At 58.8% G+C, this 18,117-nt stretch carries 15 protein-coding genes; 7 read left to right on the forward strand and 8 right to left on the reverse strand.

Going from position 1 to position 18,117, the window contains the following annotated elements; translation table 11 throughout:
- Nucleotides 1-134: 134 nt before the first annotated feature.
- Together ACSAMP_RS02675 and ACSAMP_RS02680 are read left to right on the forward strand one after the other, a co-directional pair.
- Nucleotides 135-1,490, forward strand: coding sequence for an MATE family efflux transporter (locus ACSAMP_RS02675; RefSeq protein WP_457799404.1), 1,356 nt, complete (start codon nt 135-137; stop codon nt 1,488-1,490).
- Nucleotides 1,491-1,626: 136 nt separating this feature from the next.
- Nucleotides 1,627-2,088 carry an immunoglobulin-like domain-containing protein gene (locus tag ACSAMP_RS02680; RefSeq protein WP_457799405.1) on the forward strand — a complete coding sequence of 154 codons (462 nt, stop codon included), beginning with the start codon at nt 1,627-1,629 and terminating at the stop codon, nt 2,086-2,088.
- A gap of 472 nt (nt 2,089-2,560) precedes the next feature.
- On the opposite strand, the gene ACSAMP_RS02685 is transcribed toward ACSAMP_RS02680, so the two are convergent.
- A complete protein-coding gene (locus ACSAMP_RS02685) occupies nt 2,561-4,168 on the reverse strand; it encodes a peptide chain release factor 3 (protein WP_147561849.1) in 1,608 nt (535 codons plus the stop codon).
- Between the two features lie 183 nt (nt 4,169-4,351).
- On the reverse strand, nt 4,352-5,704 hold the full coding sequence (gene gdhA / locus ACSAMP_RS02690; protein ID WP_457799406.1) for an NADP-specific glutamate dehydrogenase: 1,353 nt from the start codon (nt 5,702-5,704) through the stop codon (nt 4,352-4,354).
- A gap of 286 nt (nt 5,705-5,990) precedes the next feature.
- On the opposite strand from gdhA, the gene ACSAMP_RS02695 reads away from it, so the two are divergent.
- Together ACSAMP_RS02695 and ACSAMP_RS02700 are read left to right on the forward strand one after the other, a co-directional pair.
- A complete protein-coding gene (locus ACSAMP_RS02695) occupies nt 5,991-6,344 on the forward strand; it encodes a transposase (RefSeq protein ID WP_457799214.1) in 354 nt (117 codons plus the stop codon).
- Entirely contained in the window at nt 6,338-7,183 is an 846-nt protein-coding gene (locus tag ACSAMP_RS02700) for an IS3 family transposase (RefSeq protein ID WP_457799222.1), read from the forward strand. Before ACSAMP_RS02695 ends, ACSAMP_RS02700 begins: the two co-directional genes overlap by 7 nt.
- Nucleotides 7,184-7,267: 84 nt before the next feature.
- Here ACSAMP_RS02700 and ACSAMP_RS02705 read toward each other — a convergent pair whose 3' ends face one another.
- From ACSAMP_RS02705 to ACSAMP_RS02720, 4 genes are all read right to left on the reverse strand, one after another.
- The gene (locus ACSAMP_RS02705) at nt 7,268-8,131 is read right to left on the reverse strand and encodes a GNAT family N-acetyltransferase (RefSeq protein WP_457799407.1); all 864 of its coding nucleotides are present in this window, start codon (nt 8,129-8,131) and stop codon (nt 7,268-7,270) included.
- 95 nt (nt 8,132-8,226) lie between these two features.
- Nucleotides 8,227-8,430 (reverse strand): PspC domain-containing protein, encoded by a 204-nt coding sequence (locus tag ACSAMP_RS02710; protein WP_441795055.1) that lies wholly within the window; start codon nt 8,428-8,430, stop codon nt 8,227-8,229.
- Nucleotides 8,431-8,526: 96 nt separating this feature from the next.
- Nucleotides 8,527-9,702 carry a DEAD/DEAH box helicase gene (locus ACSAMP_RS02715; protein ID WP_441795054.1) on the reverse strand — a complete coding sequence of 392 codons (1,176 nt, stop codon included), beginning with the start codon at nt 9,700-9,702 and terminating at the stop codon, nt 8,527-8,529.
- A gap of 287 nt (nt 9,703-9,989) precedes the next feature.
- Complete coding sequence (locus ACSAMP_RS02720; protein WP_457799408.1) at nt 9,990-10,871, reverse strand: DegV family protein; 882 nt, start codon at nt 10,869-10,871, stop codon at nt 9,990-9,992.
- 475 nt (nt 10,872-11,346) lie between these two features.
- Between ACSAMP_RS02720 and ACSAMP_RS02725 the strand changes: the two genes are divergently transcribed.
- Entirely contained in the window at nt 11,347-15,951 is a 4,605-nt protein-coding gene (locus ACSAMP_RS02725; RefSeq protein ID WP_457799409.1) for an S-layer homology domain-containing protein, read from the forward strand.
- Nucleotides 15,952-16,002: 51 nt separating this feature from the next.
- On the opposite strand, the gene ACSAMP_RS02730 is transcribed toward ACSAMP_RS02725, so the two are convergent.
- Complete coding sequence (locus tag ACSAMP_RS02730; RefSeq protein WP_441795050.1) at nt 16,003-16,209, reverse strand: DUF896 domain-containing protein; 207 nt, start codon at nt 16,207-16,209, stop codon at nt 16,003-16,005.
- 70 nt (nt 16,210-16,279) lie between these two features.
- Complete coding sequence (locus tag ACSAMP_RS02735) at nt 16,280-17,080, reverse strand: YlmH family RNA-binding protein (protein WP_457799410.1); 801 nt, start codon at nt 17,078-17,080, stop codon at nt 16,280-16,282.
- 219 nt (nt 17,081-17,299) lie between these two features.
- Here ACSAMP_RS02735 and rpsF point away from each other — a divergent pair, with 219 nt between their 5' ends.
- Complete coding sequence (gene rpsF, locus ACSAMP_RS02740; protein WP_147561903.1) at nt 17,300-17,596, forward strand: 30S ribosomal protein S6; 297 nt, start codon at nt 17,300-17,302, stop codon at nt 17,594-17,596.
- 12 nt (nt 17,597-17,608) lie between these two features.
- A complete protein-coding gene (locus ACSAMP_RS02745) occupies nt 17,609-18,103 on the forward strand; it encodes a single-stranded DNA-binding protein (RefSeq protein ID WP_227145034.1) in 495 nt (164 codons plus the stop codon).
- Nucleotides 18,104-18,117: the final 14 nt, after the last annotated feature.

Consider the following 18,117-nt stretch of genomic DNA (forward strand, 5'->3'; position numbering starts at 1 on the left):
ATTCTGGTGGGAGATGGGGCCATATCCGGGCTGAAAATTGTGAAAAAAGCCGCTTGGCAGGGGCGGGGCGGATGACTATAATAATTCGGTATCCAATCAGAGCACAAGTTTTTTCATCGCAAAGGAGCGTATCTATGACCAAAGACCTCACCACCGGCAATCCCATGAAGCTGATCTTAGCCTTCGCCCTGCCCACCCTGTGCGGCATGTTGTTCCAGCAGTTTTATAACCTGGTGGACACCATGATCGTGGGCAAGCTGCTGGGGGCCCAGGCCCTGGCGGCGGTGGGCTCCACCGGCTCCATCAACTTTTTCGTCATCGGCTTCTGCATGGGGGTGTGCAACGGCTTTGCCATCCCGGTGGCCCAGCGGATGGGGGCCCGGGAATATGGCCAGATGCGCCGCTTTGTGGCCAACGCCGCCTATCTCTCCGCCCTGTTCGCCCTGGTGCTCACCGTGGCCACGGGGCTGTTCTGCCGGAACATTCTGGTGGTGATGCGCACCCCGGCGGACATCATCGACAACGCCTATGCCTATATCTTCGTTATCTTCATGGGCATCCCGGCCACCTTCCTCTATAATCTGCTGGCCGCCGTCATCCGCTCGCTGGGGGACAGCAAAACGCCGGTGTATTTTCTGGCCCTGTCCTCTTTCCTGAACATCTTCCTGGACTTCACCCTGATCCTGTATTTCAAGGCCGGGGTGGCCGGGGCGGCCCTGGCCACCGTCACCTCTCAGACGGTGTCCGGTCTGGCCTGTCTGGTGTACATGCGCAAGAAATATGCTATTCTCCGCACCAGTAAAGAGGAGCGGCGGCTGGACGGGCGCTCCTGCCGCACCCTGTGCATGATGGGCATCCCCATGGGCCTGCAATATTCCATCACCGCCATCGGCTCCATCGTCCTCCAGTCCGCCGTGAACACCCTGGGCAGCACCTATGTGGCGGCGGTGGCCGCCGGGGCCAAACTGTTCCAGCTGCTGGCCTGCCCCTATGACGCCATGGGCGCGGCCATGGCCACCTACTGCGGCCAGAACGTGGGCGCGGGCAAGCTGGACCGGCTGAGCCAGGGGGTGCGCTCCTGTAGTCTGCTGGGCCTTGTTTACGCGCTGATCGCCCTGGGCGGGATGCTCCTCTTTGCCCCAAAGTGCGCCATGCTCTTCCTGGACCCCGGCGAGGAGCAGCTGGCCCTGCTGGTGCGGCTCACCACCCAATACATCACCACCCTGGCCGCCTTCTTCTTCCCCCTGGCCCTGGTGAACATCCTGCGCTTCTCCATCCAGGGCATGGGCTACAGCATGTTCGCCATCCTGGCCGGAGTGCTGGAGATGCTGGCCCGCACCGCCGTGGGCGGCGTCTTCGTCCCCATCTTCGGCTACACCGCCGCCTGCTTCGCCTCCCCCGCCGCCTGGCTGTGCGCCGACCTGTTCCTCCTCCCCGCCTGCATCCACTGCATCCGCCGCCTGAGAAAGCTGTTCCCGTCAGCGGCGTGAGGCGCTATATACACGCAAAAAGGACCGCCAAGTGCGGTCCTTTTTTGTTGCCAATTTGGATTTTGGCATGATACACTATAGGCGGAAGAACGCCCCGCTGCTGATTTGGAACCATTGAATCACAGGAGGGATGAAAATGCTTGCCACCGACCATAGCCGTTCCCGTAAAAGGCAGCTGCTTTTGCTTCTGATTTTTGTGCTCTGCGCCGCCGCTCTGCTCCTGTGGCTGCACCACAGGGCCGGGCTGTCCCCCTATGCCGGGCAGCCATCCGGCCAATTCCTCTGCACCGCCGACGCGGACCGGTATCCCCTGGACACGGACCAGATCACCCTTCGCGTCTCCAATGTCGGAGACTATGAGGGAGAGCTGGACAAGCCCCGCCTGGAGGTGCAGAAAAATGGCGCGTGGTACTTCGTCCCGCCCACGGACCAGACCGTCGAGACCGCCAACCTGCTGTACGTCTCTCCCGGCACTTCTGCCGCGTTCGACTTCTCCCTGACCCCCTACCGCGCAAAGCTGGCCCCCGGCCAATACCGGGCGGTGTTCGGCCTCCACGGCAGCCGGGAATTTTTCAGCTGGGAATTCGTGCTGGAGTGATCCTCACCAAAGTCAGGAGGACGGTCCCTGTGATTTAGGTCACAGGAACCGTCCTCCAATTTTAAAATACTGCGATTGCCATATTCTACATAATATGCTATAATATCTCTGGCGCATGGATATGCGCCGGCGCTGCCAGTGACGGTAGGCGGGTGGTCCCTCGTTCGCATTGTCCCATGAGGAGGCCATACTTCTTGATGAAAGCCTCCTCTTTTCAACGGGGGAGGTGATAGACATGGTAACTTATTCCGATCTCATTCTGATCGGCCAGCTCATCGTAGCGGTCCTGAATTTGTTTTTCCATATCTATAACAGCAAAAAGAAGTAACCGCTAACGCCTCCAAGCAAAACGGTTACTTCTTTTCGTAATCTGCGAGGGGCTCCCGTCTACCGGCAGCGCCTTCTCTTATGTTCAGTATAACATGATTTGGTAAAAAGTCAATCCCCCGCTCTGGGGGATCGACTTTTTTTATTAAAACTTCGCGCCGCCGAATTCGGCCAGCTTCAGGTCCTTGTTCTTGTCCTGCACCCACTGGATGGACCACTGGGCGGCGAAGAGGAGCAGCTGGTTGCCCTTATAGTCCTCCACCAGCTTGGCGTCGTTGGGCAGCAGCAGGTCCTCCTCCTTCAGGGGCGGGGCGTCGGGGTCGTCCCGGACGATCCAGCGCAGATACTCATAGGGCAGGCCCTCTTTATACAGCTCCACGTTATACTCGCTGCGCAGGCGATACTCCAGCACGTCGAATTGCAGGGTGCCCACCACGCCCACGATGACCTCCTCCATGCCGGTGTAGGGGGTCTTGAAGATCTGGATGGCACCTTCTTGTGCGATCTGCTCCACGCCCTTTAAAAACTGCTTTCGCTTCATGGTGTCGATGGAGCGGATGCGCTGGAAGTGCTCCGGGGCGAAGGTGGGGATGGGGTCGAACTTAAACTTCTTTCCCGGGGCGCACAGGGTGTCGCCGATGGAGAAGATGCCCGGGTCGAACACACCGATGATATCCCCGGCATAGGCCTCCTCGATGATCTCCCGCTCGGCGGCCATCAGCTGCTGGGGGCGGGAGAGGCGGATCTTCTTGCCGCCCTGCATGTGATAGACCTCTTTGTCCGCCTCGAACTTTCCGGAGACCACCCGCATGAAGGCGATGCGGTCCCGGTGGGCCTTGTTCATGTTGGCCTGGATCTTAAAGACAAAGGCGGAGAAGTCGTCGTCGAAGGAGTCGATGATCTCGTCCCCGGCCCGGCGGGGCAGGGGGGCGGTGGTCATGCGCAGAAACTCCTCCAAAAAGGGCTCCACGCCGAAGTTGGTCAGGGCGGAGCCGAAGAACACGGGGGACAGCTTGCCGTGGCGCACCCGGTCCATGTCAAAGTCGCAGGAGGCCCCGTCCAGCAGCTCGATCTCGTCCACCAGCTGGTCCCGGCGGGCCTGTCCGATGAGGTCTGCCAGGGCGGGGTCGTCGGGCTCGACCTCGGTGGCGGTGGCCGCCCGGGCGTTGGTGTTGGAGGTGAAGTGGATGACCTTCCGGTTCTGCCGGTCGTACACGCCCTGGAAGTCCTTGCCGCAGCCGATGGGCCAGTTCATGGCATAGGTGTCCAGCCCCAGCTCATGCTCCAGCTCCTCGCACAGTTCAAAGGGGTCCCGGCTCTCCCGGTCCATCTTGTTGATGAAGGTGAAGATGGGGATATCCCGCATGGCGCAAACCTTGAACAGCTTGCGGGTCTGGGCCTCCACGCCCTTGGCCGCATCGATGACCATCACGGCGGAGTCGGCGGCCATCAGGGTGCGATAGGTATCCTCGGAGAAGTCCTGGTGACCGGGGGTATCCAGGATGTTGATGCAGAAGCCCTCGTACTGAAACTGCATCACCGAGGAGGTGACCGAGATGCCGCGCTGCTTTTCGATCTCCATCCAGTCGGAGGTGGCGGCCCGGGTGTTCTTCTTGCCCTTGACCTGACCGGCCTGGGCGATGGCTCCGCCGTAGAGCAGGAACTTCTCCGTCAGGGTAGTCTTACCCGCGTCGGGGTGAGAGATGATGGCAAAGGTGCGTCTGCGCTTGATTTCCGCTTCGTATTTGGACAAAAGGGTCCACTCCCTTATCAAAAATTCGCATAGAAAGGCGGCTGGGTAAGCTGAATGACCCGTGCAGCCGCAAGTGTAGCTATTATATCATGTCCCACGGCGGAAAGCTATAGGAAATGGGCATAAAAATCGGGGAAGCGGCATTGCCGCTTCCCCGAAAGAAAGGTCTATTTGGGTTTTCGATTAGAAAATACCCTGAGCCATCATAGCGTCGGCAACCTTCTGGAAGCCCACGATGTTGGCGCCGGCGACCAGGTCATAGCCCAGGCCATAGCGCTCAGCGGCCTCAACAGAGTTGTGATAGATGTTCTTCATGATGGCGTGCATCTTGGCGTCGACTTCCTCGGCGGTCCAGTACAGACGCTCGGCGTTCTGAGCCATCTCCAGCTCGGACACGGCCACGCCGCAGGCGTTAACAGCCTTGGAGGGAGCCACGACCATGTGCTTCTGCTCCTTCAGGAACTCCAGAGCCTCATTGGTGGTGGGCATGTTGGCGACCTCGATGTAGTACTTCACGCCGGACTCAGCGATCTTCTTGGCCCACTCCAGGTTGACGTCGTTCTGGGTGGCGGCGGGCATGTAGATGTCCACGTCCTTGACGCCCCAGCACTTCTGGTTGGGAACGAACTCGCAGCCGAACTTGTCAGCATAGGGCTTGCAGTGCTTAGGATCGTTGGCGCGCATCTCCAGGATGTAGTTCAGCTTCTCCTCGGTGACAACACCGTCGGGATCGTGAACATAGCCGTCGGGACCGGCGAAGTAGGTGACAGCGGCACCCAGCTCAGCGGCCTTCTTCATGATGCCCCAGCCCACGTTGCCGTAGCCGGAGATGGCGATCTTCTTGCCCTTGATGTCCACGCCGTCGTGCTTCAGGGCCTCGACCAGATAGTACACAGCGCCGAAACCGGTGGCCTCGGGACGCAGGATGGAACCGCCGGTGACAACGGACTTGCCGGACACGGCGCCGAACTCGGAACCACCGACGATGCGGCGATACTGGCCATACAGGTAGCCGATCTCACGGCCGCCCACGCCCAGGTCGCCGGCGGGGCAGTCGATGTCCTGGCCGATGTGGCGATACAGCTCGGTCATAAAGGCCTGGCAGAAACGCATGATCTCGGCATCGCTGCGGCCGCGGGGATCGAAGTCGGAACCGCCCTTGGCGCCGCCGATGGGCAGGCCAGTCATAGCGTCCTTGAAGACCTGCTCGAAGCCCAGGAACTTGATGATGGACAGGTTAACGGAGGGGTCGAAACGCAGGCCGCCCTTGAAGGGACCAAGAGCCGCGTTGTACTGAACGCGGTAGCCGCGGTTGACGTGCCACTCGTGGTTGTCATCCTCCCAGGTCACGCGGAACTCGATGGCGCGCTCGGGCTCGACCATCCGCTCCAGCAGGCAGGCCTTCTCATACTCGGGGTGGGCGTTGATGACGGGCTCCAGAGAGGTCAGGACCTCCTCGACGGTCTGCAGAAACTCGGGCTCGTGGGAGTTCTTGGCCTTGGTGGCCTCAATGACGCGCTCAATGTACTTGTTCATTGCTTCGTTCCTCCTAAAAATTTTTTCAGTCGGTTTATGTTTTGAAGGTTCTCTTTCATTTTGCACTCAGGGAACCTTTTCCTCTTCGGATGTGTCTATCATATCATAAAATGGCCAGGTGTAAATCAGAAATTTTGTTGGGGTCACCACAGGCAAATGGCTGTGGTTCTTCCTTTTGCGTCTGCCGTTCCCCTGTGGGAAAGAGAAAAACAGCCCTTTTCACAATGAACTGCACCCCATTTGTTAGACAGTATGGTATACTATCTAACAAGTGGGGTGTTTTGCTATGCCAAAAGGAGTACCAAACAAACGATATACGCCGGAATTCAAAAAACTGGTGATTGAAACCATGCAGAAAGAGAAATTGAGTTACAGCGAAACCTGCCGTAGATTTGAGGTAAACAGTAGAGATCGAATCAAATCATGGGAGCGAATCTACCTGGAAGAAGGGCCGGAAGGGTTAGCCATCGAACGGCGTGGCCGCAGCAGTAAGGGTCGTCCGCCAAAGCAGCTGCCGAAGCAGGTGGAAGAAGATCTGCTGGCCGAAGTGCAGCGACTGCGTGCGGAGAACGATTACCTAAAAAACTTGCAAGCCTTGGTTTTGGAAGACGAGCGACGCCAGCGCAGAAAACGCTGGTAGTTCAGAAGCTAAGGCAAAAACACGCACTCAGTATTCTGCTCTCAATCGCTCAGCTGCCCCGTGCAACTTTCTACTATCATTTGAAGCAGATGCAGAGAGAAGACAAATATGCATCTGTTAAGGAAGAAATCGCAGCAATTTACCACGAAAACAGGGGCCGGTACGGCTATCGCCGGATCACGGCAGAACTTCGCAAGCGTAAATTCTCTGTGAACCACAAGACTGTCCAGCGGCTCATGAAGAAGCTGGGCTTAGTTTGTCGTGTCAGGATGAAAAAATATCGTTCCTACAAGGGAGAAGTAGGCAAAATTGCACCAAATTTGCTAAATCGGGATTTTCATGTCGAAAAGCCGAATCAGAAATGGGTCACGGATGTGACGGAGTTCAGCCTGTTTGGAGAGAAGCTCTATCTGTCCCCGATTCTCGATCTGTGCAGCAGCGATCTGGTCAGTTACACCATATCGGATCGTCCTGTACTCAGCATGGTAACCACCATGCTGGACGAGGCGTTTGCAAAGATCCCGGCCGGAACAAACCTGATTCTCCATTCTGACCAGGGCTGGCAGTACCAACACAAACAATACCAACAGATGCTCCGGGAGAAAGGTGTTCGCCAGAGCATGAGCCGGAAAGGAAACTGTCTGGACAACGCCGTGATAGAGAATTTCTTCGGCTTACTCAAAAGTGAACTGCTGTATTTGCAGGAGTTCCGCTCCATGGAACACTTCAAACTGGAACTGATCGAATATCTGGATTACTACAACAACCGCCGCATCAAGGCAAAGCTAAAGGGCTTGCCGCCTGCAATTCACAGACAGCAAGCCCTTTCGGCTGCTTGAACAATTTTTACTTCAAAATATTGTCTAACTTTTGGGGGTCACTTCACAAATTGAAAGGGCTGTTTTTGTGCATTTTGCAAGTTCTCAGTCAAATGCCAGACCCAGATAGGCCCGGATGTCCCGGTCCCAGGCCTGATCCAGCTCCGGGGAGAGCCACTTCATCATGCCGAAGGGCACGCTGTCGCCCAGGGTGCGATAGGTCCCGCCGAACTTGGGCAGCAGCTGGGGCAGCACGGCGGCGATCTGGTCCACCGCTTCGGAGCTGCCGATGAGCTCCTTGACCAGCAGGGTCTTGTCCCCGGTGCCCTCGGCGCACAGGGCGGCGGGACCGGCGGGGGCGCCCACCAGATACATGCCGCCGCCGTCGATGCGGCAGCACCCGGCCTGATAGAGCAGGGCGTCCATGGGCAGGCCGATGTGGCCCAGCTTAGACAGTAGGCCCTCCCGCAGCACGCCATACTCCGCCGCGTTCACCAGCTTGATCTTGGGCAGGGTCTCCGGGGCCTTTTTGGCCAGCTCCGGGGTCCACTGCCGCTCGTCCTGGGTGAAGCACTCGAAAAAGCCCTGCTTGGCGAAGAAGCCGTGGAGCTCCTGGCTGGCGGGCACAGTGGTCACGGCCTGGATGCCCCGGTCCCGGAAATAGAGCCCGGCCCCCTCCAGCAGCTTGCCGGCCAGGCCCTTGCCCCGCCAGTCGGGGTGGACGCACACGGCATACAGATAGGCCGCCCGGAAGATCTGGTCCTTGCCGGGGATGCTCAGCACGGTGCTGAACCAGGCGGTCATGGCCCGCACGGCCCCCTCCACCTCCAGCACCAGCACCCGGTCAGGCCGGTAGTAGTTTTTATAGAAGTTGTTGATATAGGCCCGCTCGTCGCCAAAGGACAGGGACCACAGCGTCCGCTGGACGGGCACATCCTCCGGCACGGAGGGACGAAGCAGAATCTCCATGGGTCATTTTCTCCTTACTTTTGCTCTTTTGTGTCTCTTTCGAACACGAGACCTTATGTTCCCCGCCCCCGCAGGGGGCAGGGAACCCCAAAAATTTAATACAGCTCGCTCTTGGTGGGCAGGATGAGGGCGCAGGCGGCATAGGCCACCACGCCCACGGTGCAGGTGAACAGGCTGAGCAGCACCCAGCCCACCCGGACCAGATTGGGGTCCACATTAAAGTATTCCCCAACGCCGCCGCACACGCCGCACAGCATTTTGTCGTTTCCTTCCGTTCGGTAAAGCCGCTTTTGTTCCATGCTCAGCACCTCCGTCACTGTGGGCAGAAACTGCCCTGTCTCTATGTTATGATGTCTGGCCGTTTGGTTTCAAATCACGACTTGGCGGCAATTTAGTTACGCCTTGGCGGCGACCAGGTCCCCGTGGTCGTTGAAGTGGACGGCCCGGATCTGGCTGCCGGTGGCCTTTTTGATGTCGTCCAGGCGGATGCTCTCCGTCACCGAGGACACCAGGGAGAAGGCCACACCGTGGCGCTTGGCCCGGCCCGTGCGGCCAATTCGATGGATATAATACTCGTTCTCGTCGGGCACGTCATAGTTGAACACCGCGTCCACGTCGTCGATGTCCAGGCCCCGGGCGGCCACGTCGGTGGCCACCAGCACCCGCATCTTGCCCTCCCGGAATTTTTGCAGGGTCTTTTCCCGCACCGCCTGGGGGATGTCCCCGTGGATGGCCGCGCAGGAGATGCCCCGCATGTCCAGCAGACCGGCCAGCCGGTCGGTCATGTTTTTCGTGTTGCAGAAGGCGATGACCCGCTCATAGCCCCCCATGTCCAGCAGATGGGCCATCACGTCGGCCTTTTCGCTGCGGTCCACCTGAAGGCTGTACTGGGCGATGTCGGGCCGGTTCTCCTGGTCGGCCTGGACGGTGATCTCCACCGGGTCCCGCTGATAGACCCAGGAGATGTCCAGCACCTCCCGGGAGATGGTGGCGGAGAACATGCCCAGATTCCGCCGCTTTGGCATGGTGTCCAGAATGTGGGTCACGTCCCGGACAAAGCCCATATCCAGCATCCGGTCGGCCTCGTCCAGCACCACGGTCTGCACCTTGTCCAGGCGGACGGTGCGCCGCTTCATGTGGTCCATCAGGCGGCCCGGGGTGGCCACCACGATCTGGGGGGACTTTTTCAACTGGTTGATCTGCCGGTCGATGGGCTGGCCGCCATACAGGCAGACCACCCGCACCCCCTCTTTAAAGGCGCACAGGTCCCGCAGCTCGTCCTGGATCTGGATGGCCAGCTCCCGGGTGGGGGCCAGCACCAGGGCCTGGACGTCGGCGTTCTCCGGGTCGATGTGCTCCACCATGGGGATGCCGAAGGCGAAGGTCTTGCCCGTGCCCGTGGGGGCCTTGGCGATGACGTCCTTCCAGTCCATGAAATAGGGGATGGCCCCGGCCTGCACCGGGGTGGCCTGCACATAGCCCTTTTTGTCAATGGCCCGCAGCAGCTCGTCTGACAGGCCCAGCTGGCGGTATTCCGCCTGGGGGGATACCGTCTGTCCGTTGATCTCCATTTTTGTGTACGCTCCTTTTTCTCTAAACGTGTGAAGTTTCGCGATCCAAGCCTCCACAACGACACAAAAACGGTCAAAACGCCTTGATCCCCGGCGCGGCCCAGATCGAACGCGGCAAAAACCGCCTAATTATCCAGTATGCTTCTTGCATTATAGCCCACATGGGGCCTGTTTGTCTATCTTTTCTTTCCTCTCTTCCCACAGGGCGCTGCAACCAGGGGGACGGTTCTTCTGATTAGTGCCTAATCAGAAGAACCGTCCCCCTAGTTGTGTTGTTCTTTTATCTCTTATCGCTTGTCCTCGATATGCAGCAGCTTGGTCACTGTCGCCGCTCTTGCCCCCGGGCCGATGTGGCAGGCCACGCTGAGGGACAGGGGGGCCATGTAGATGTCAAAGCCGGGGAAGGCCTCCTCCAGCTCCCCCTTCCACTCCTGGGCGCTGGCGGCGTCGCCGGTGTAGGCGGCGGCCACATACAGGTTCTCTGGGCCCTGGCTGTGGGCAAAGTCGGTGTCCATGGTGCGGCGGATGGCCTCGATCATGGTCTTTTTGGCGGCCTTCCAGCCCCGGGTCTTGGCAAAGGCGTCCAGCTTCTCCCCCTTGATGCGCAGCACGGGCTTCAGATTCAGCACTGTTCCGATGGCCGCGGCGGCGGGGGTCAGGCGGCCGCCCTTCTTCAGATATTTCAGGGTGTCCACCGTGATATAGATGTCAGAGTCGAACTTGGTCCGCTCCAGCTCCTCTTTGATCTCCACAGCCGTCCAGCCCTTCTCCGCCATGGCCTTGGCGTCCATCACCGACTGGAGCTGGGTGACGGAGATGCGCTGGTTGTTCACCACCTGCACCCGCCCGTCATAGTCGTCGGCCAGGATCTGGGCCGTCTGGCAGGAGCTGCTCAGGCCGCTGGACATGGGGATGTGGACCACCGCGTCATAGTCCTTCAGCAGGGTGTCCCACAGCTCGGTCACGTCGCCGGGGGCGGGCTGGCTGGTCTTCACGTCGGCCCCCTGGGCCAGATAGTCATAAAACTGCTCCTGGGTCAGGGTGATGTCCTCCAAAAACAGCTCGTCATTGATATAAAAAGGCATGGGCAGCACCCACACGCCCAGCTGCTTGCTCTGCGCCTGGGTGATGCCGCTGTTGCTGTCCGTCACGATGGCGATCTTCTGCATAATGTACCTCTCTCCATATATAGCTTCTTGTCCATAGTAAGAAATTATATCGTATCGGGGACAGAAGTCAAGCGGCGGCAGGGACGGCGGCCAAAATTTCCGCCCCGGCGGGAGAATTTCCCCGAAACGGGGTTGCTTTTTCGCCGCAAATTTTTTATGATAGAATGTAACTCGGGGCGGCAGTCTGGCCAGATGTCCCCCGGGCAACGGAATATGGATCAAAGCGGCCATCCCGGCGGCGCCGGAATGGGAGAATGGGGTGAAAAGCCCCGCGAGCGGGTCACTGTGAAGCTCCCCCTGCCACAAGCAGGGCGGAGATAAGTCAGATCGCCCAGGCCGTTTTGGACGCTCCTGCCCACACCGGGAGCCGAACATGACACCAAGGGGATAGTGCGCCCTTTTGCGTCTGTACGGCTGCCCACCACGGGCAGGGTGCAGACGCTTTTTTCGTATGTGAACAAAGGAGGAGAAGAACATGAAAAAACGCGCACTGTCTCTGCTGATGGCCGTCATCATGGTCGTCAGCCTGCTGCCCACAGCGGTTTGGGCAGCGGGGACAGGTATCAGTAGTTTTTTTGAAAATTTTGAAGATATTCTAGTTGCGGAAACCGAACCTGGCTCTCCGTCCAGCACAAACAAGTGGAAAACCACTACTTACGACGGTGAAACCGTCTTGATGAGCGGCAACAAAGGCAAAGACGGTGCATCCAGCACCCTCCAGCTCACATTTAAGACCGCCACTCATGCTTCTTTCGAGTATAAAGTCTCTACAGAAGACAAATGTGATAAAGTCAATATCAAGCTGGGCAGCACTTCTCTTTTAAAAGATGCCAGTGGCGACCTTGCCTGGAAAACCTGCGAATTTGACGCAAAACAAAACGATATTCTGACTATTGTCTATAAAAAAGATTATAGCGACGATAAATATGGCGACTGCGTCTATGTCCGCAACTTCAGCTGCGGTACGCCCATTGTGGTGACGCTCCACGCCAACAATGACACGAATGATACTAAGACGCAGAACATCTACGGCGGAAAGGGCACCCTGAACGCAAACACCTTCACCTGCGAGGGCAAGGTATTTGCCGGTTGGGCCACGACTCCAGATGGCAATGTAACGTATTACGACGGCGCTGAAATTTCCCCCACCGAAGCCATGGAACTCTATGCCGTGTGGGGCAATGCCTACACGATTACCTTTGACTATAATGACGGCAAAACGGCCAAAAAGGCCGTGGATGTGGCCCAGGATTCTGCCATTGGCGCTGTGAACATGCCTGCTGACCCCAGCCGCACCGGTTATATTTTCGGCGGCTGGTATGCAGACGGCGGTAAAGATGCGCTAACAAAAGACACCGTTATCAGCGCCAGCGTGACCTACACTGCCAAATGGACGCCGATCACTTATACCATCGTCCTCAACCCCGGCGACGGCACCGGCGAACCGGTAACGCTGCCCGTCGCCACCTATGACCAGGAAGTTATTCTGCCCGCGAACACCTTTACCCGTGATGGTTATGAGTTCAACGGTTGGAGCACCAGTTCCAGCGCGTCTTACGGCTCTTACAAAGATCAGGGTCCCGTTAAGAAGCTGGCTGATAAAAACGGCGCTACTGTAACCCTTTACGCCACATGGCGCGGAAAATCTGTTCCCGTCACTGTTGACCCTAACTATGAGGGTGCGCAGGCCACCACCCGCACCGGTACAGTCGGCTCCAATTATAACTATGACAACGGAAAATTTAATGCTATTAAGGACCCCACCCGTACCGGCTATATTTTCGCTGGTTGGTTCAGCGCAGCCGAGGGCGGCACTGAAATTACAAACCAATACAAATTTACCGCCGAGGACGCCGAAAATGGCATCACACTGTACGCCCACTGGACCAAAGGTATCACTGTCCATTTCGACGGAAACGGCTATAAAAATACCAATTCTCTAAAAGACAAAACAGTCACTCCCGACAAGGTGTTCAGCAGCCTGCCATACACCAGCAAGTATTATTACCCCGCCAACAAGGCGCTGGACGGCTGGTATATCAAAACCGCTGACGGTTCCTTTGGCGAGGCTGTGACCAAGGACACCAAATTTGATGGTCTGGACGAGGTCACGCTGATCGCTAAGTGGCGGGATTATCAGTACATCATCAAATACAGCCTGAAATACAGTGACAAGTCTTCCACCACCGGCACCATGGCAGACCAGCCTGCACCCTTTGGGCAGGATGTAAAACTGAGCAAGTGTACGTATGTCCGCGATGGCTATGACTTCGCCGGTTGGGCTGAAAATTCCTATTCTTCCACTGCTAAATATAAAGATGAGGGCACCATCAACCGCGAGTGGGACGACGACGATTATGAATACGGCAGCGAGGACAACGAATCTTATACGCTCTATGCCGTGTGGACAAAGTCGGCTGCTGTTGACCCCGACAAACAGGCCGCCGATGCCGCTCTGACCCAGGCGGAAACCGCCATTAAAGTTGATTATCGTCCGACTTACGGCACGGACAAGAGCGCCACGGATATGGTTCAGGCCAGACTGACCGCCGCCAACGTCTCCGGTGTGACCGTCGCACTGAAAAGCGGTGCCACCGTTCAAAGCGGCACCGACCTGGCCGCTGTAAAAGATGACGGTTCTATTCAGTATAACTGGAATGAGACCAACGTCGTCAGCGGCGAGGCAAGAATTGTTCGCCCCGTGTTCCAGCTGACCTATACCGGTGCCAACAATAAGACCTATACCCGCGATGTCACCTGTGAATTTTATATCGGCCTGGACGAGGAGAAGGCCATGGCATCTCTGAACGCCATTGCCGATTCCTTTGTGAACGATCTGCCCAAGGAGATCTCCACCACGGACAGTCTGAACGGCAAGCTGCCCTCCGTGGGCCGTGGTTGTAACGCTTCCTGGAGCAGCAACAACAGTTCCGTGATCTCTGTCGGTTATTCCCTGTCCCTGGGCGGCCCCTGCACTGTTACAGTGACCCTCCCCAAGGAGCAGGACGCCACCGTCACGCTTACTCTGAATCTGACTTATAACCAGCGCAGCGACCTGAAGGTCGAGCGCACCGCCCAGGTCACGGTCAAGAAGGACCCAAACTATAAGCCTGTGGACTATCAGGCCGTCCTGGACAAAGCATTCCAGACAGTTGGTATGACAGACTATGTCACCGGTGCCGCTCTGGACCAGAACCACGTTGTCAATGACATCCGCATTCCCAACACCCGCGACCTGGGTAAAATCACTTATGCCGACTATAATAAAAAGGGCTTCGACGGCAAATATACCCCCGTCGTCATCACCAGCAGCAACCCCGACGTCATCAAGAATCCCGACGTGGGCAATGTGGCACGGCTGGAGGTCTACCGCCCCGACCTGAACAGGGAGCCGGTCCAGGTCTCCTTCACCGTGAAGATTCTGAGCCGGCCCAGCGGCGAGGGCCGGGACTATGACTCCATGCCCGTGCTGGCCGAAAAGACCTTCACCGTCTCCGTCCAGCCCATCACCCAGGAGGAAATCGACGCCGAGCTGGCCATGATGCAGCAGGTGAAGGAGCACTATTGGGACGGCATCAAGAAGGCCAACTCTGACAAGAACAGCGTCACCGGCGACCTCCAGAGCTTTTTCGAGGTCTATGAGCAGGACGGCCAGCTGGTCTGGGTCCGGGACGAAAAAGATTGCAAGGATACCGGCATCAAGGCCGTGGCCCTGGACGGCTGGTATGAGGGCGGCCAGGCGTGGCGCTGCTTCAAGTCCAGTAACCCCGACGTCATCAGCCACGAGAACCTGCTTGTCACCCGCCAGAAGGAGAACAAGGCCGTCACCATCACCAGCTGCCTGTCCAGTGACCGCTTTGGCCGCTACGAGAGTGTCTACCCCGACGCTTGCTTTAAGGAACTCACCCGACAGATCGTCTCGGCTTCCGTCATTGTGAAGGGCACTGAACCCACCCACAGCGGCGTGGTGTCGGAAAAGAGCCAGGTGAGCTTCACCCTGCAAACTGCCAACAGCACTTGGATCACCAAGACCACCGTGTATGACCTGCCCGAGGGCACCACCGTCTTTGACGTGTTCAAGCGCGTGCTGGGCAGCAACAACTATACCTATGGCGCCCGGGGCAGCTATATCTACTCCATCACTTCCCCCTCCGGTGAGACCCTGGGCGAGTTCGACCTGGGCGAGAATTCCGGCTGGATGTACAAGGTCAACGGCGTGATTGTGGACCAGTACATGAACGCCCAGACTGTCTCCAACCGGGACAACATCGTGGTGTTCTTCACCAAGGACTACACCGAGGAGACTGGCTACGGCCACAGCGGCGGCAGCTGGAACGGCACCAATGCCGCGGACAAAAAAGCCGCTGCTTCTGTGGACGACCTGATCTCCGCCATCGGCGGCGTGAGGCTGAGCAGCGAGAAGGATATCGCCGCCGCCCGTGCCGCCTATGACAAGCTGACTGACGCTCAGAAAAAGCTGGTCAGCAATTACGACATCCTTACCGCCGCCGAGCAGGCCCTGGCCGACCTGAAAGCGGGCAAGCTGCCCTTCACCGACGTACAGGCCGGTGCCTGGTACGCCGACGCAGTGAAATATGTCTTTGACCAGGGCCTGATGAGCGGCATGAGCGCCCAGGAGTTCGGGCCTGACGGCCAGGTGACCCGCGGCCAGGTGGTCACCATCCTGTGGCGTCTGGCGGGCAGCCCCACCGTGTCCGGAAAGGCATTCCCCGACGTGAGCGCCTCCGCTTGGTACGCCGACGCGGTGGCCTGGGCCAGCGCCAACGGCGTGGTCAGCGGCTATGAAAACGGCGGCTTCGGCCCCGGTGACCCGGTCACCCGGGAGCAGCTGGCGGCCATCCTGTACCGCTACGCCCAGCTGAGCGGCAAGGACACGGACCAGACTGCCGACCTGTCCGGCTACACCGACTCCGTCACCATCAGCGCCTGGGCTCCCCAGGCTCTGAAGTGGGCCGTGGGCAGCGGCCTGATCTCCGGCACCGGGACCCACACTCTGTCCCCCCGGGGCACCGCCACCCGCGCCCAGATCGCGGTGATCCTGCAAAACTTCTGCAAGTAAATCCCCATAAAAAATCGTCTCCCGGCTTTTCGTCGGGAGACGATTTTTTGCTTACTTTTTCTTCTGGATCTTCACTTTCCGCCCGTCGGGATACTGCACATAGGTGTTTTCCAGATGGGCGATGAGCTGCTGCTTGTGGGCGTCGATATACTCCCGGTGCAGGGCGGCCCGTTCGGCCTCCTCCTCCGGGGTCAGGCCCTCGGGACCCTTGCGCTTTTTGGCCAGTTCGTTGATCCGGGCGATCTTTTCCGGTTCCATCGTTTCTTCCTCCTAATCGTTGCCCGCCGGAAAGTTTTCCACAGTTCCCGGCGGTTTTGTGGATAAAAATTTAAATGTAGCGCTCCAGCACCAGCATGGTGCGGCCCTTCCGGGACTGGCCCGGCACCTCCTTCACCACGCACTTGCCCAAGCCCCGGCAGGTGAGCACGTCGCCCTCCTCCACCTGGTGGTCCCCCTTCAGGCACTCCCGGTGGTTCACCGCCACTTTGCCCGCGGACACATAGCCCGCCGCCTTGGACCGGGACAGGGAGAAGCCCGCCGCCAGCACCGCGTCCAGCCGGGGGGTGGCCACCGTGTCCCGAATGGTCTTCACGGCGGCCTGGGCAGGGCGCAGCTCATGCACCGGGATCTCCCCCACGGAGATTTTCCACCGCCCGGCCCCCTCCCACTGGGACAGGAGGATGGGCAGGGCCTCCCGCAGGACGGCCACCTGGCAGCGGCCCTTCTCCGGGAACAGGATGTCCCCCAGCTTCTCCCGGGTGATACCCAGTCCCATCAGAGCCCCCAGCACGTCCCGGTGGCCCAGGTCGGCGTTTGTGGGGAAGGTCCCCTCCACCGCCGCCACCGGACCCTCCGGGTCGTCCGTCACGTCCTCCGCCTCCTGCCAGTCGGGGAGAAAGACGCAGGCGGCCCGCTCGGCGTCGGGGTAGCCGCCCCAAAACAAACTTCTGGTCGGTCCGCACAGCCGCAGCAGGTCCTCCACCGCCGCCCGCTCCCCCGGGGAGAGGAAGGGCGTGTGGGCGGGCACGCCCCGGTTCTGGGCCAGCTCCAGCTTGTCCATCACCCGGGCCAGCAGCACCCGCTCCTCCCCGCTGCGGGCACAGCGGTCCAACAGGTCTTTTTTGTTCATGGCCGGTCTCCTCCCCCACGTCTATTTTGTGAAACACTGTCAATAGGTAGTATAGGGTCCGGGCGGTTTTTTTGTCAATGGAAATTCCCCGATTTTTCAGAAAGTGCTTGACAATCTCTGGTTTTTCGGTATAATAATAAAGTCTGTTCAAACGGACAGGCTATCCTTGCTCCCGGCATAAGGCCGGGGGCCATACGTCCATAAGGAGGTGCAAGTAAAATGGCAAAGATCAATGCAAACTACGAGGCGGTTTATATCCTGAACCCTTCCCTGAGCGAGGAGCAGATCGCCGCTCTGGTGGCCAAGTTCAAGGCCGTCGTGGAGGCCAACGGTACCGTTTCCGAGGTTGACGAGTGGGGCAAGCGCCGTCTGGCCTATCCCATCAACGACCTGATGGAGGGCTACTACGTTCTGATGACCTTCAACGCCGCCGCCGCGATCCCCGCTGAGCTGGATCGTATCTTCCGTATTACCGACGGCGTGATGCGTTCCCTGATCGTCTGCAAGGACCAGTAAGGGAGGAGCACTATGCTCAACAAAATTTTCATCATGGGCCGCCTGACCCGTGACCCCGAGCTTCGCCGCACCCAGACCGGCACGCCTGTGGCGTCCTTCTCCCTGGCCGTTGACCGGGATTTCAAGGACCGTAACACCGGCGAGCGCACCACCGATTTCATCGACTGCGTGGCCTGGCGGCAGACCGGGGAATTCGTCAGCCGTTATTTCACGAAGGGCCGCATGGCCATCGTGGAGGGCCGTCTTCAGATCCGTGATTGGACGGATAAAGAGGGCAACAAGCGCCGCTCTGCCGAGGTGGTGGCTGACCAGGTCTATTTCGGCGACTCCAAGCGGGACAGCGAGAACGGCGGTTATTCCGCCGGCTACAGCCAGCAGCAGGGCGGCTATGCCCCCAGCAATCCCGGCTACTCCGCGCCCGCCGCACCCTCCGGCTATGGGGCCCCTCCCGCGGACGGGGACCAGTTTGCCGAGCTTTCTGATGACGACGGCGAGCTGCCGTTTTGACTTTGACCGTATCT

The organism is Flintibacter sp. SJQ-8 (genome assembly GCF_054108085.1).